The sequence below is a fragment of the Streptomyces sp. NPDC060031 genome, assembly GCF_042736805.1.
Lineage (GTDB): Bacteria > Actinomycetota > Actinomycetes > Streptomycetales > Streptomycetaceae > Streptomyces.
In genome coordinates this window covers 48,223-61,951 of sequence record NZ_JBHWVM010000033.1, presented here as the reverse complement: position 1 = coordinate 61,951, position 13,729 = coordinate 48,223, and the positions used below count along the sequence as shown (strand labels likewise).

General features: G+C 72.5%; 14 protein-coding genes. 6 read left to right on the top strand and 8 right to left on the bottom strand.

Annotation, left to right across the window (positions count from 1 at the left end; translation table 11 throughout):
• Positions 1–57 precede the first annotated feature (57 nt).
• Genes ACFWB8_RS17200 through ACFWB8_RS17185 form a run of 4 tightly spaced genes read right to left on the bottom strand, consistent with a single transcriptional unit; the run spans position 58 to position 4,327 of the window.
• Positions 58–747 carry a response regulator gene (locus ACFWB8_RS17200; RefSeq protein ID WP_385226839.1) on the bottom strand — a complete coding sequence of 230 codons (690 nt, stop codon included), beginning with the start codon at positions 745–747 and terminating at the stop codon, positions 58–60.
• Positions 744–2,084: a histidine kinase gene (locus tag ACFWB8_RS17195; protein ID WP_385226837.1), complete on the bottom strand. Its 1,341-nt coding sequence runs from the start codon at positions 2,082–2,084 to the stop codon at positions 744–746. Before ACFWB8_RS17195 ends, ACFWB8_RS17200 begins: the two co-directional genes overlap by 4 nt.
• Positions 2,077–3,312: an acyltransferase gene (locus tag ACFWB8_RS17190; RefSeq protein WP_385226835.1), complete on the bottom strand. Its 1,236-nt coding sequence runs from the start codon at positions 3,310–3,312 to the stop codon at positions 2,077–2,079. The genes ACFWB8_RS17195 and ACFWB8_RS17190 overlap by 8 nt, the downstream gene beginning before the upstream one ends.
• Entirely contained in the window at positions 3,305–4,327 is a 1,023-nt protein-coding gene (locus ACFWB8_RS17185) for an alpha/beta hydrolase (protein ID WP_385226833.1), read from the bottom strand. Before ACFWB8_RS17185 ends, ACFWB8_RS17190 begins: the two co-directional genes overlap by 8 nt.
• Positions 4,328–4,542: 215 nt before the next feature.
• Between ACFWB8_RS17185 and ACFWB8_RS17180 the strand changes: the two genes are divergently transcribed.
• A complete protein-coding gene (locus ACFWB8_RS17180) occupies positions 4,543–5,022 on the top strand; it encodes an HIT family protein (RefSeq protein WP_385226831.1) in 480 nt (159 codons plus the stop codon).
• 44 nt (positions 5,023–5,066) lie between these two features.
• Here the strand turns inward: ACFWB8_RS17180 and ACFWB8_RS17175 are convergent, their stop codons facing one another.
• From ACFWB8_RS17175 to ACFWB8_RS17165, 3 genes are all read right to left on the bottom strand, one after another.
• Positions 5,067–5,456: a nuclear transport factor 2 family protein gene (locus ACFWB8_RS17175; RefSeq protein ID WP_385226829.1), complete on the bottom strand. Its 390-nt coding sequence runs from the start codon at positions 5,454–5,456 to the stop codon at positions 5,067–5,069.
• A gap of 71 nt (positions 5,457–5,527) precedes the next feature.
• Positions 5,528–6,058 carry a MarR family winged helix-turn-helix transcriptional regulator gene (locus ACFWB8_RS17170; RefSeq protein ID WP_385226827.1) on the bottom strand — a complete coding sequence of 177 codons (531 nt, stop codon included), beginning with the start codon at positions 6,056–6,058 and terminating at the stop codon, positions 5,528–5,530.
• A complete protein-coding gene (locus tag ACFWB8_RS17165) occupies positions 6,051–6,716 on the bottom strand; it encodes a DJ-1/PfpI family protein (protein ID WP_385226825.1) in 666 nt (221 codons plus the stop codon). Before ACFWB8_RS17165 ends, ACFWB8_RS17170 begins: the two co-directional genes overlap by 8 nt.
• A 209-nt stretch (positions 6,717–6,925) precedes the next feature.
• Between ACFWB8_RS17165 and ACFWB8_RS17160 the strand changes: the two genes are divergently transcribed.
• The 4 genes from ACFWB8_RS17160 (at position 6,926) to ACFWB8_RS17145 (ending at position 12,338) form a co-directional block, all read left to right on the top strand.
• Complete coding sequence (locus tag ACFWB8_RS17160) at positions 6,926–8,281, top strand: aspartate aminotransferase family protein (RefSeq protein WP_385226823.1); 1,356 nt, start codon at positions 6,926–6,928, stop codon at positions 8,279–8,281.
• Between the two features lie 107 nt (positions 8,282–8,388).
• On the top strand, positions 8,389–9,057 hold the full coding sequence (locus ACFWB8_RS17155) for a GntR family transcriptional regulator (protein WP_385226821.1): 669 nt from the start codon (positions 8,389–8,391) through the stop codon (positions 9,055–9,057).
• Positions 9,058–9,110: 53 nt separating this feature from the next.
• Entirely contained in the window at positions 9,111–11,609 is a 2,499-nt protein-coding gene (locus tag ACFWB8_RS17150) for a dolichyl-phosphate beta-glucosyltransferase (protein WP_385226819.1), read from the top strand.
• A 78-nt stretch (positions 11,610–11,687) separates the two neighbouring features.
• Positions 11,688–12,338: a hypothetical protein gene (locus ACFWB8_RS17145; protein WP_385226817.1), complete on the top strand. Its 651-nt coding sequence runs from the start codon at positions 11,688–11,690 to the stop codon at positions 12,336–12,338.
• 30 nt (positions 12,339–12,368) lie between these two features.
• Here ACFWB8_RS17145 and ACFWB8_RS17140 read toward each other — a convergent pair whose 3' ends face one another.
• Positions 12,369–13,094, bottom strand: coding sequence for an SLATT domain-containing protein (locus ACFWB8_RS17140; RefSeq protein WP_385226815.1), 726 nt, complete (start codon positions 13,092–13,094; stop codon positions 12,369–12,371).
• A gap of 254 nt (positions 13,095–13,348) precedes the next feature.
• On the opposite strand from ACFWB8_RS17140, the gene ACFWB8_RS17135 reads away from it, so the two are divergent.
• Entirely contained in the window at positions 13,349–13,693 is a 345-nt protein-coding gene (locus ACFWB8_RS17135; protein ID WP_385226813.1) for a YbaB/EbfC family nucleoid-associated protein, read from the top strand.
• Positions 13,694–13,729 lie beyond the last annotated feature (36 nt).

Genomic DNA, 13,729 nt, shown 5'->3' with positions numbered 1-13,729 from the left:
CGCGTCGCCGCTGAAGGGGATTTCCCCGCCTCCCCCTTAAGTACTACTCCTGATCCTTCAGTAGCCCGTCGGGCGGATCAGGCCGGTCTCGTACGCGAACACCGCGGCCTGGGTACGGTCCCGCAGGCCCAGCTTCACCAGGATCCGGCCGACGTGGGTCTTCACCGTCTGCTCGGCCAGGAACAGGTGCTCGGCGATCTCCGCATTGGACAGGCCCTGGGCGATCAGGGAGAGCACCTCGGTCTCCCGCTCGGTCAGCTCGTCGATCCGCGACTTCGTGGGCGCCCGCGGGGCTCCCATCCGGGAGAACTCCGTGATCAGCCGCTTCGTGATGTTCGGCGAGAGCAGGGCCTCCCCGGCCGCGACCACGCGCACCGCCTCGGCGAGCTGGTCGGCCGAGGCGTCCTTGAGCAGGAAACCGGAGGCGCCGGCGCGCAGCGCCTCGTACACGTACTCGTCGAGGTCGAAGGTGGTCAGCACCAGCACCTTCACGGCCGAGCCCGGCGCGGAGGTGATGACGGAGGTGGCCTCGATGCCGCCCATGCCGGGCATGCGGATGTCCATCAGGACCACGTCCGGGGCCAGCTCGGCAACCTTCGCCACGGCCTCCGCGCCGTCCACGGCCTGGCCGACCACCTCGATGCCGGGCTGGGCGTTGAGGAGCACGGTGAAGCCCTGCCGGACCATCATCTGGTCGTCGGCGATCATCACCTTGATGGGGCCGGCGGTATCGGTCGGGGCGCTCATGCGTCCTTCTTCCTCGTGTCGGCGGCGGGGCTCGGCCCCATCGGGAGTACGGCGCTCACCTCGTACCCGCCGTCGGGACGCGGACCGGCAGCCAGCTCGCCCCCCAGCATGCCTGCCCGCTCGCGCATCCCGAGCAGCCCGTGCCCGGCCCCCTGCGACGGCGGAGCCGGCCTGGTCGGCGCGGTGTTGGCGATGCACAGGTGCAACTCGCCGGGCCCGTAGGCGACGCCGACCTCCACGCGGGAGCCGGGCGCGTGGCGCAGGCAGTTGCTCAGGGCCTCCTGCACGATGCGGTACGCGGTGAGCTCGACGCCCGGGGTCAGCGGCCGCCGGGTGCCCGCGAACTCGGTGGTGACCTCCAGGCCGGCGCCCCGGACGTTGTCCACGAGGCCGTCCAACTCCGCGAGGGTCGGCTGCGGATGGTGGGGAGCGGCCGGGTCGTCCGGGTCCTCGGAGCGCAGCACGCCCAGGACGCGGCGCAGCTCGGTCAGGGCCTCCAGCGCGTTCTCCCGGATGCCGGCCAGATTCTCCTTGAGCTCCTCGGAAGGGTTCTCCACCAGGTGCGGGGCGACCTGCGCCTGGATGGAGATCACCGACATGTGGTGGGCGACGACGTCGTGGAGTTCGCGGGCGATGCGGCTGCGCTCCTCGAGCAGGGTGCGGCGGGCCCGCTCCTCCTCGGTGAGGGTCTCCTGCTCGACGAGCTCGCCGCGCGCCAGGCGCAGTGCGCGCAGCGCGTACCCGAGGAGGGCCACGAAGCCGAAGAGGAGCGTCGCGCCGATGATGCTGCTCTGGCTGTGCTCCGGTTTGAAGAGGCCCTCGGCCAGGGCGGTGCAGGCGACCGAGATGCCGACGACGGCGATCGTCACCCGGGGCGGCACCCGCAGCGCGACGAGCAGCACCAGTGGCGCGAACGCGAAGATCCCGCTGGGCAGCCAGGGCCAGGTCTGGCCCTGGCCCACGTGGTCGTGGATCGACCAGGCGGTCAGGCCGGCCGTCAGCAGGCCGAGCCACCAGGCGGGAATCGGCCGGAACATCGCCAGCAGGATGGACACGCCCGTCAGGGCCGAGGTGGCGACCAGGAGGCTGCCGAAGACTTGGTAGTGGTCGCCGATCTGTTCCGCGTTGAGGAAGGCGAAGAAGGCCGCGAGGTAGCCGATGAGCACGTGCGGCAGCCGGGCCAGCCAGCGCGGCCGGGACATCCGGGGCAGCGGGTCCGAGCGCAGGGTGAACAACGCCCGGACCACCTGCCGCCCTTGGGCGCCGCCTTCGGCGGCGGAGGGCGGGGCTTCGGCCAGGGGGGCGCGCTGCTCGGTCACGTCCGCCAGCCTAGGCATGCCCGGCTTCCTTCACCGCTGTGGGCCGGAGGCGGACGGTGCGGGGTATCGGCACGCTGCGGGTGGTGCGGCCGGTGCCGGCCGGGCGGGGGGTCCGTGCGGGCCGGGGACGGGCGCCCTGTTCGTACGTGCGGAACGCGGCCCAGCAGATCGCCAGCGCGGCCGCGAACGCGGGCAGCCACAGCAGCCGGGCGGCTATCCACCCCGCGGAGCCGGGCACGGTGTGCAGTCCCGGCAGGTCGGTGGAGACCAGCAGCCCGAGGGCGGTGACGGCCATCATGGCGGTCTGGTGCCAGAGGAAGATCGTCATGGCGGACAGGTTCACCAGGGCCACCTTCGCCCAGGCCCGCGGCCGGCGCATCGCGCGGGCCAGCGGCTCGCGGAGCAGCAGGGCCAGGCCGCACTGGGCCAGGCCGAAGGTGACGGCGGCGAGGGTCGGCGGGTTCAGGTTCGAGAGGGCGGCCCCGGGCACCCCGACCATGGACGCCGGATACCCGCCCCAGAGGATCAGCGCGGCCGTGGCCACCACGCCGCCGCCCAGCAGGAGCGGGGCCGGGGCGCGCCGGGCGAACGCCCCTCGGGACCAGGCGGCCCCGAGGGTGTAGGGGACGAGCCAGCCGGCGGCCACATTGACCCAGCCGATCCACTCGGGCCCGCCGAAGGCGAACCGCCAGACATCGACGGCGGCCACGACGGCCAGCGGCCACACCGGGCCCAGCCGGGACACGAGCGGGGTCGCGGCGGTGAGCGCGGCGAAGACGAGGAGGAACCACAGCGGGGAGAGCACCAGCTTGAGCAGCGTCCGGATGGTGTCCGGCTCCACCCCGCCGAGCAGCAGCCCGGCCGATGCCACGGCCCAGAGGACCAGCACCGCGGCCACCGGCCGGAACAGCCGGCCCAGCCGCCGGGCGACCCATGTGCCGTACGGGACGCCGCGCGAGCGCGCCGATGCGTAACCCTGGGCGCCGACGTGGCCGCCGACCAGGAAGAAGACGGCCAGGGTCTGGAACACCCAGGAGACCGGGGCCAGTTCGCTCATGTGGGCGAGCGGACTGGTGGTCCTCAAGCCGCCGTCGGCGGTGGTCAGTGCGGTGACCAGCCAGTGGCCCAGCACCACGCCGAGTATCGCGAAGGCGCGCAGGGCGTCCACGGAGCGGTCCCGGGTGGCAGGGGTCCCGGCGTCGATGCGGTCCGCGAGGGCGGACCAGCGGGCTCGGAGCTCAGACACGGGACGCCTCCAGGGCGGCGGTGGGGGCGGCGGGCGCGGCGGGAGGTGCGGCAGCGGGGCCGGTCGGTGGACCGAGGACGATCCGGGCCAGGCTGTCGAGGGACTCGGTGCCGGGCTTGAGGTAGTCGCTGTGGCCGGCGGATCCGGCCGAGAAGGGCCGGGCGCCGAAGGCGGGGTCCACGGGGTCGGCGGCGAAGCCGAGCCCGGCGAGCCGTACATGAGGGACGCCGCCTATCCAGTCGCCGCTGCCCCGCGCGGCCCACACCCGGGCGCTCGTCGGCAGGTCGGCGGCGGAGTCGACGCCCGTGCCCGGGCTGCCGAACAGGGCCACGTCGGTGACTTGGGGGCCGGTCGGGGTCCGGGCGCAGACCACGGATCCGTAGGAGTGGCACAGCAGCGAGAGGTGGGCCTCCGGGGCGGTCATCCGCCGCAACCCGTCGAGGAGCGGGACCAGTTCGGCCGCGGCGTCCTGCGCGCGGCCAGCCGTCAGGACGGTCGTGCTGACCGTGCCGGGGGTGTCGTACCCGAGCCAGGCGACCACGGCGGAGCGGGGGTGCTCGGCCTGGAGGCGCTGCTGCAGGGCGACGGCCCCGGCACGGAACCTTTCGTAGGTGTCCAGGGTCGTGTCCGAGCCGGGCACCAGGACGGCGATGCGGTCGGCGGTCTCCAGATCACCGAACACCGCCGTGACGCGGCCCTTGCCGCGGCCGTCGAAGGCGAGGAACCGGGCACTGCCGTCGGCCTCCATGGCGCGGAGCTTGTCGGCCCGGGCGTCGCGGCCGGCGTCCCGCGCCATGCGCGCGGCCTCGGCGAGGTTGGCGCGGTTGGCCGCGTACCGGGCGAGGGGGCCGGTCTGCTCGGTGAAGGCCACGGGGGCGGGGGCGGGTACATGGGGGGAAGCGGCGGCGGAGAGGGGCACGACGACGGCCGCGGCGACGAGCCCGGCCAGCAGGGTGCGGCGCAGACGGCCGCCGGCGCGGCGGCCGTTGGGACGGGCGGTGGGGCGGCGGGTCATGGCTTCCCGACTCCTTCGTTCGATCCAGAGGGCCGTTGCGAAGGCTGTTGTCAGGCCGTCGCGTTCTCTGGTGTCGAAATTAGGAATCGGACCCCGTCATCGGCGTCCCGCTGCGGAGCCGCCTTTGGCACTGGCTCTCAGGTATGACGAGGGCTACTTGGGAGCCACGAGACCTGTCGGTTTTGCCCGCACGACCCGTCGTCTAGGGTCCCGGGATGGTCGACACCGATTGGCGCCGCGACCGGATCGGAAGCGCGCACCGGGGCGAGAACCCCACCGTCCTGCGGCACCTCGACGCCGGCTTCGCCGTGATCGGGGACCGGCAGTTCCTGCCCGGATACAGCTTGCTCCTGACCGACGACCCCGCCGTGACGCGGCTCTCGGACCTGCCCCGGGCGCGCAGGGCCGCGTACTTGAGCGACATGGAGCGGCTCGCCGAGGCCGTCGAAGGGGCCTGCCGACGCCTCGATCCGGCATTCCGCCGCGTGAACATCGAGATCCTGGGCAACACCGACCCGTACCTCCACGCCCACATCTGGCCCCGCTACGACTGGGAGCCCGCCGACCTCGTCCGGATACCCGTCTGGTTGTACGAGGAGGAGTACTGGAGGAGCCCGGAGCACCAGCTCGGGCCGCGGCATGACGCCCTGCGGGTCGCGATCGGAGAGGAGCTCGACCGGTTGCGGACGGAGTGAGGGTGGGCGGGGTGAGGGCGAGCGGGGTGAGGGGGGTGGGCTGGTCAGTCCGCGCGGAGGGGTTCGACGTAGCCCGCGCGCCAGCGGGGGGCCGGGTCCTGGCCGGGGCTGGTCCAGTACTCCCGCGCGCCCACGATCAGGCCCTCCCGTACGGTCCACAGGGAGACGGCCCGGTAGACGACGTGGTCCTCGGGCATCTCCACCTCGGTGACGACGAGGTCGCCGTCCGCGAGGATGCGCAGGACCTCCACCGAGCTCTCGTCCGCGTAGTCGTCGTCGCTGATCACGGCGATGAAGTTGGCGCGGCCCACGATGCGTTCACCGCTGACCGGCCATTCGATGACGGCGTCCTCGGCGATGAGCCCGGCCACTGCGTCCCAGTCGCGCGCCTCGATGCGCTCCCACAGGTGTGCCACTACCTTCAACGGCTCCATGTGCCGCAGTGTGCGCGGGGATTGTGCGATGCAACAAGCTTTGCTTGCAGGCTTATTGACTTCGCAATAAATTACTCCCCGAGCGCGTCCAGGGCCGCCGCCAGACGTTCCAGGACGCGGACGGTTTCGGCGAAGGCCTCCTCGCCCAGTTCCTCCGTGAGGCGGGTGGCCAGTTCCGCGTGGCCCGGGCTGATCCGGGCGATGGCGGCGCGTCCGGCGTCCGTCGGGCGCAGCAGCTTCGCGCGCCGGTGCGCGGGGTTCGGTACGTATTCGGCCAGGCCCTTGGCGGCCAGCAGGTCGGCGCTGCGCTGCACGCTCTGCCGGGTGATGCCCATGGCGCGGGCGATCCCGGCGACGGGGAGCGGTTCCCGGAGCACGGCCCCGAGCACCTGCCACCAGGCCGCGGTCAGCCCGGCGGGACGCGCCAGCTCCTCCGAAACGGTCAGGAAGCGGCCGTTCAGCCGGAACACCCCGAGCGCGGCGCGGCTCAGCAGGTCCTGCCGGGCGCGTACGGGGAGCCGCCCCTCCGGTCCCTCCGCGGATCCCTCCGCGGATCCCTCCGCCGGTCCCCCCTCCACCCCCTCCGCCGGAAGATCAGGCATCGCCGGACTCCGACGCGGCCGCGAGGACGGGGTACGCGCTCGCGTCCGAATCGTGGAACAGGCGGTACCAGGCGTCGAGCACGTCCGGCCCGTACACCGACAGCCGGGCGAAGACCTCGCGGGCGAACGCCACCGGTTCCGTCGGGCCCGCGGTGATCAGGTCGCCGTCCGTGACCGCGTCGGCCTCGACGTACCGCTCGGCGCCCGCGTATCCCGGCTGCCCGGCCAGGTAGAAGGGGGCCGCGCTGGTGTGCGTACGGCCGTCCAGTACGCCGGCCCGGGCCAGCCCGGCCGTGGCTCCGCAGATCGCCGCGACCGGGACTCCGGCCGCCAGGAACTCCTTCGCCTTGGCCGCGAACGGCGCCAGCTCGTCGCCCGTGTCCCACAGGCTCGCGCCCGTCAGGATCAGCAGGTCGGAATCCTCCGGGCGCAGGTCCGCGAGGGCCAGGTCGGGCTGGATGCGGACACCGCCCATGGTGGTGACGGGCTGCCCGGGTCCCGAGGCGCTGACCGTACGGACCTGGTGGCCGCGCTGGGTGAGGTGCGCGGTGGTGTGGCCCGTCTCCCAGTCCGCGTAAGTGTCGTAGACCGCGAGGTGGACCTGCCGGCGGGCAGCCGGCCCATCGGTCGCCGCCGTCTCGCTGGATGTTCCGGTCATGGGGATCGCCTCCACGGTCCGTGCGCCAACCCGTATTGCGCGCATGCGCGCATGCGGTTATGACATCAGGCTGTCATCTCGACAGGGTGCTGTCAATGGTAGGGCCGCCCGCCCGGCCCCGCGGCGCAGACAGACTGCCGAGACCCGCCCCCCACCCCCATACAGTCCGCCGATGTCCCTCCCCACCTGCGCACTTCTAGCGTGGCCTTATGACCCCTCATGTCACCTCCGGTGCCGCCGTCAAGACCGCCGACCGCGCACACGTCTTCCACTCCTGGTCCGCTCAGGCCCTGATCGACCCGCTCGCCGTCGCCGGGGCCGAGGGCTCGTACTTCTGGGACTACGACGGCAACCGCTACCTCGACTTCGCCTCCCAGCTGGTCAACACCAACATCGGCCACCAGCACCCCAAGGTCGTCGCCGCGATCCAGGAGCAGGCCGCCCGGCTCTGCACCCTGGCCCCCGGCTTCGCCGTGGAACCGCGTTCCGAGGCCGCACGCCTCATCGCCGAGCGCACCCCGGGCGACCTCGACAAGATCTTCTTCACCAACGGCGGCGCCGAGGCCGTCGAGAACGCCGTCCGCATGGCCCGGCTGCACACCGGCCGTCAGAAGGTGCTCTCCACCTACCGCTCGTACCACGGGGCCACCGCCGCCGCGATCAACCTGACCGGCGACCCGCGCCGCTGGCCCTCGGACACGGCCGCCGCCGGCGTCGTGCACTTCTGGGGCCCCTACCTCTACCGCTCGGCCTTCCACGCCACCACCGAGGCCGAGGAGTGCGCCCGCGCCCTCGCCCACCTCGCCGACACCATCGCCTTCGAGGGGCCGGCCACCATCGCGGCGATCATCCTGGAGTCGGTGCCCGGCACCGCCGGGATCATGACCCCGCCCGCCGGCTACCTCGCCGGGGTGCGCGAGCTCTGCGACCGCCACGGCATCGTCTTCATCCTCGACGAGGTCATGTCGGGCTTCGGCCGGACCGGCAAGTGGTTCGCCGCCGACCACTGGGACGTCACCCCCGACCTGATCACCTTCGCCAAGGGCGTCAACAGCGGCTACGTCCCGCTCGGCGGCGTCGCGATCTCCGCCGAGATCGCCGAGACCTTCGCCACGCGCCCGTACCCGGGCGGACTGACGTACTCCGGGCACCCGCTGGCCTGTGCCGCCGCCGTGGCGACGATCAACGCGATGGAGGAGGAGGGCGTGGTCGAGCACGCCGCCCACCTCGGCGAGAACGTGATCGGCCCGGCCCTCGCCGAGCTCGCGGAGCGCCACCCCTCGGTCGGGGAGGTCCGGGGCCTGGGTGCCTTCTGGGCGCTGGAGCTCGTACGGGACAAGGAGACGCGCGAGCCGCTCGTGCCCTACAACGCGGCCGGCGCCGACAACGCGCCGATGGCCGAGTTCGCCGCGGCCTGCAAGGCCTCGGGGCTGTGGCCCTTCGTCAACATGAACCGCACCCACGTCGTGCCCCCGTGCACCATCACGGAGGCCGAGGCCAAGGAGGGTCTGGCCCTCCTCGACGAGGCGCTGACGGTCGCGGACCGTCACACCTCGGGCGCATAGCGTCCACATAACGGGCGGTAAATCCGCATACCGGCCACAAAACGTTCGGTTTCGGCCTCGCTGCCTGGCCTATGGTGTCCGAAGATCTATGGAGGAGACGGACCCCTATGCCAGGCAGCGGCGCTGTCACGCGCAACACACTTCGGCAGCAGATCGCGGACGCGCTGCGTGACGAAGTGCTCGCCGGACGTCTGCCGCCGGGGACCGAGTTCACCGTCAAGCAGATCGCCGAGCAGTACGAGGTCTCCGCCACGCCCGTACGGGAGGCGCTCGTGGACCTCTCGGCGCAGGGCCTGCTGGACTCGGTCCAGCACCGGGGCTTCCGGGTCCACGTCTACTCCGTCGAGGACTACCGGGCCATGATCGAGGCCCGGACCCTGGTCGTGGACGGGATCTTCCGCCGGCTCGTCGAGCGCGGCACCGTCCCGGGCCACGGTGAGCGGCTGGTGTCGGTGCGCCGGCGGGCGGACGAGGCGCGGCGAGCAGCGCAGAAGGGCTCGCTCGAGGTGCTGATCGGCTACGACCTGCGCTTCTGGCGGGAGCTGAGCGAGCTGGTCGGCAACACCTACATCACCGAGTTCCTGCACCGGCTGCGGGTGCAGACCTGGGTCTTCGCCGTACCGCACCTGCAACGAGCGCCGCAGCAGATGCGTTCCGCGCTCTGGAACGGGCACAGCGAACTCGTGGACGCGATCACCCTCGCGGACGCGGACGAGGTGCGCCGCCTGGTGCACGCCTACAATCAGCATGGCCTGGACTGGGCTGCCGCTCTGTAGACGAGGCGAACGGCTTGAACGGGTTGGACGGGTTGAAGACCAAGAAGAGCAGTTTGCTCGCCCCCCTTGCACCCGGGGCCGACCCTGCGCCCGGGGCCGCGCCCGGGGCCGCGCCCGGGGCCGCGCCCGGGTCCGTCGCCGCGCCCGGGTCCGTCGGCCTGTCCGTCGTGATCCCGGCCTACGCTGAGGAGGAGCGGCTCGCTCCGACTCTCGACGCCGTCCGGGAGTACCTGGAGCAGCACGTCGGGACCGGCCCCGCCGACTGGGAGATCGTCGTCGTGGACGACGGCTCCCCGGACGCGACCGCCGACGTCGTCCTGAAGGCGGCCGACGACCCCAGGATCCGGCTCATCCGTTCCGAGCGGAACCGCGGCAAGGGCAACGCCCTGCGCCTCGGTGTGGCGGCCTCCGCGGGCCGGCGCGTCCTGGTCATGGACGCCGACCTGGCGACTCCGATGGAGGAGCTCGCCAAGCTGGAGCAGTGCCTGGCCGGCGACGAGCACCTCGACGCCGCCATCGGCTCCCGCGCCCACCGCGACTCCGCCATCGAGCGCCACCAGAGCATGCTGCGCGAGGTCCTCGGCCGGGTCGGCAACCGGGTCATCCGCCTGGTGGCCGTCCCCGGGATCCGCGACACGCAGTGCGGTTTCAAACTGTTCGACGGCGACCAGGCCCGCGCCGCCTTCGGTGCCTCCAGGCTCGACGGCTGGGCCATCGACGTGGAGATCCTCCAGTACTTCCGACGCAAGGGGTGGCCAGTGGCCGAGGTTCCGGTCCGCTGGGCGCACCAGGACGGTTCGAAGGTCCGGCCCCTGGACTACCTGCGCACGCTCGGCGAGCTGATGCGGCTGAACGCCGCCGGCATCGCCGTCGCCGCGCTGTACCTGCTGGCCTCGCTCTACCTCTACCAGGGGCTGTGGGGCGGCCTCGACGGGTCGATCCTCGCGAATTCGCTCCAGGACCAGAACCAGTGGGAGTGGTTCTTCGGCGTCACCGCCGACAACATCGCCCACCTGCGCAATCCGCTCTTCACCGACTTCCAGAACATGCCCGACGGCGTGAATCTGATGGGCAACACGGTGATGCTCGGACTGTCGGTGCCGCTGACCCCGCTCACGCTGCTCCTCGGCCCGACCTTCACCCTGGCGCTGGTCTTCACCCTCGGCATCGCCGGGACGGCCTGGGCCTGGTACTGGCTGATCCACCGCCGGCTGACCGAGAGCCGCGTGGCGGCCGCGGTGGGCGGCGCCCTCGCCGCCTTCGCGCCGCCGATGATCTCGCACGCCAACGCCCACCCGAACTTCGTCGTGCTCTTCATGATCCCGGTCATCATCGACCGGGCGCTGCGCCTGTGCGAGGGCAAGAACATCGTCCGCGACGGTGTGCTCCTGGGCCTGTTCTCCGCGTACCAGGTCCTGCTGGGCGAGGAGCCCTTCCTGCTGGCCGCCATGGGCATGCTGATCTTCGCCCTCGGGTACGCCTGCCACGACCGCGAGGGCGCCCGCAGGGCCGCCCGGCCGCTGGCCAGGGGCCTCGCCATCGCCGCGGCCGTTTCGGTGCCGCTGGTGGCCTACCCGCTGTACTGGCAGTTCTTCGGCTCCCAGAGCTACCACTCGGTGCTGCACGGCGACGAAGCGGGCAACCCGCTGCGCGCGCTGAGCGAGTACTCGGGGGGCTCGCTGTTCGGCGACCCGGAGAACGCCGGCAAGCTCGCGATCAACATCACCGAGCAGAACGCCTTCTACGGGTGGACGCTGCTGGCCCTGGCCGCCGCGATCACCGTGTGGATGTGGCGCCGGCCGGTCGTCCGCGCGCTGGGCATCACCGCGGCCGTCGCGGCCGTGCTCTCCCTCGGCCCCGAGGTCGAGATCCAGAGCCTCGGGATCACCGTCCCGGGGCCGTGGGCGCTCATGCGGCACCTGCCGCTGCTGGAGTCGGTCATCGAGAGCCGCGTCGCGATCATCTGCGCGCCCGTCTTCGCCCTGCTGATCGCCCTGGCGCTCGACCGGTTCACCGGCTTCGGCGCCCGCGAGCACCGGGTCCTCGGTTACATGGCGGTGGGCGCCGCGCTCGTCCCGATCCTGCCGCTGCCGCTGGTGGTCAAGGACCGCGAACCCGTGCCGGCCTTCATCACGCAGGGCCTGTACGAGGACTACGTCAAGGACGGCCGGTCCCTCGTAGCGGTGCCGCTGCCGGACCCGGCGGTGGCCGACGCGCTGCACTGGCAGAGCAGCACCGGCTTCGGTTTCAAGCTGGCCGGCGGCTACTTCAACGGCCCGTGGGGACCGGACCGCATCGGCATCTACGGCGCCGTGCCGCGGATGCTGTCCAACGTGCTCAGCGACGTCGGCTGGGGCGCCGCGCCGCCGGTGGTCACCGAGGAGATGCGGGAGCAGGCCCGCCGGGACCTCGAGTCCTGGAAGGCGGGCGTACTGGTCCTGCCGCAGCGCCACAAGCACGCCGAGGAGCTGCGCACGACGATCACGGAGCTGCTGGGCCAGGAGCCGGAGCAGGCCGCCGACTGCCTGGTCTGGCGGGTCGGGCCCCGGTAGGTTTTGCGCACCCCTTCGCGGAGGGTGTCCGGCGCACTACGCTGGCCCGATCGGCGGCAACGACTGATCGGAGGCCGAGTGGCCTGTGACCTGTGGCTGGTCCCCCTTGTCGACGTGCTGTGCCACAGCCCCGACAACCCCTTCGCGGAAGAGATCGCCTCGTACGACAAGGCGCTGAACGAGGCCGGGCTGCCGTCCGTGCCGGTGTTCGCGTACATGCCGGGCCTGAGCGGGGACGTCGCCCCGGTCGCCGGCTTCGACTACGACGCCCTGCACTTCCTGCGGCGGGCGTACCTGCTGCAGATCTGCGGGCTGCCGGTGACGCCCGTGGACGAGCTGGGCGGGGACTACGAACAGCTGCTGGAGATGTTCGAGCCGACGGCGCAGCAGTCGCACCTGGTGTGGCACTACGACCACGCGGGGGCGTACGTCCCGGTGGATTTCCCGGCCCCGCTGGCGAACGAGGAGCTGCTGGCCGGGGGCGGGCCGCTGGGGTCCGCGCAGGGGCTGCTGCGGGAGCTGGCGTTCGTCGCGCCGGCGATCGGGATAGACCCCGGGAACCCGCCGGCGGCGCCCGCGCCGCCGGGGCGGCCGACGTCGCTGGAGGAGCCCGCGGGGCCGATTCCGTACGACGACAGCCCCTTCGCGCGGGAGCGGCACGTATGGCTGGGGCTGCACGCGGCGGCGACGCGCAGCCTCGGACAAGGCTCGATGATCATCTTTAGCTGAGCCGGCCCCCGCCCCGCCCCTTCTCCTCGATCAGCGCGGCTGCTCCGGCGGGCGCTGGCGGGGCATGTTGGGGCGGGTGCCCGGGGGGAGGGGGAAGCGGGCCGGAGGGACGTACGCGTCCGCGCGCGAGCCTCCGGCGCCCAGGGACTGCATGACCAGCGGCGCGGGGCCGGAGCTGAACTCCACCATCCACTCCGCGGTCTCGGAGCGGACGAGTTCCGTCACGTCCTCCGAGAACCGGCGCAGCACCGTCAGACAGCGCTCCGCGGCCTCGCTCGCCGTGCCCTCGGTGGGGCCCAGGATCTCCCGTACGTTCTCCGAGGCCCAGTCGAACTGGAGCGTCTGCAGTCGGCGCTGCACCGCCTGGGCCGTGGCCACGTCCCGCATCCAGCCCGAGGTCAGGCCGAAGAACCGGTCGCAGGCCAGGCAGGCCGCACCCAGGAGCAGCGAGAGGTAGCCGTACGAGGCCGCGCCCGGCGCCGAGCCCGTCAGCTCCAGCAGCGGCATCGCGGCGCCCACGACGGCACCCGCCGCCGCCCCGGCGCGCAGCAGCCGCGCGCCCCGGCGCTTCCACGCCCGGTCGCAGAAGTACCACTCGGCGGTACGCAGGGCATCGGCCTCGACCCGGCGGTAGAGCTCGTCGAGCCGCTCGGCGGGCTCGCCCCAGTCCCCGAGAGGGAACGGTCGGCCGGTCAGGTCGCCGTCCTCTGCGGGATCCCGGGGTGGCCCCTCGGGCTGCATGTCCGGCTGACTCACCCGGCACTCCCTCTGCCTGCGCTGACGTGTGGTGGTGCGCGTGTGCGCAATGGTGCGCATGCCCTTCCTACCTTCGAAAGCCGATCGATGGGCGACGAATCCCGGGATTTCCGCCCGCAAGGAGGTCTCCATCAGGTACGCGCACGCCTCATCTCTCACTCGAAAGAGTTGGTCCTCACGGCGTAGGGCGCGGCGCCCGGGGAGCACGTAGGCTCGGATTGACCAAGCGTCCCGACATACGGAGTGAGTGACCTGTGATTCCCGGTGGTGGCCAGCCCAACATGCAGCAGCTGCTCCAGCAGGCCCAGAAGATGCAGCAGGACCTCGCCGTGGCCCAGGAAGAGCTGGCCTTGGCCGAGGTCGAGGGTCAGGCGGGCGGCGGCCTGGTCAAGGCGACCGTCACCGGCTCCGGTGAGCTGCGCGCCCTGGTGATCGACCCGAAGGCCGTGGACCCGGACGACACCGAGACCCTCGCCGACCTGGTGGTGGCGGCGGTCCAGGCGGCCAACGAGAACGCCCAGGCGCTCCAGCAGCAGAAGCTGGGCCCCCTCGCCCAGGGTCTGGGCGGCGGCAGCGGCATTCCCGGCCTCCCCTTCTAGTCCCCTCTCGTCCCCTCTCCCGCACCCGACCGCACA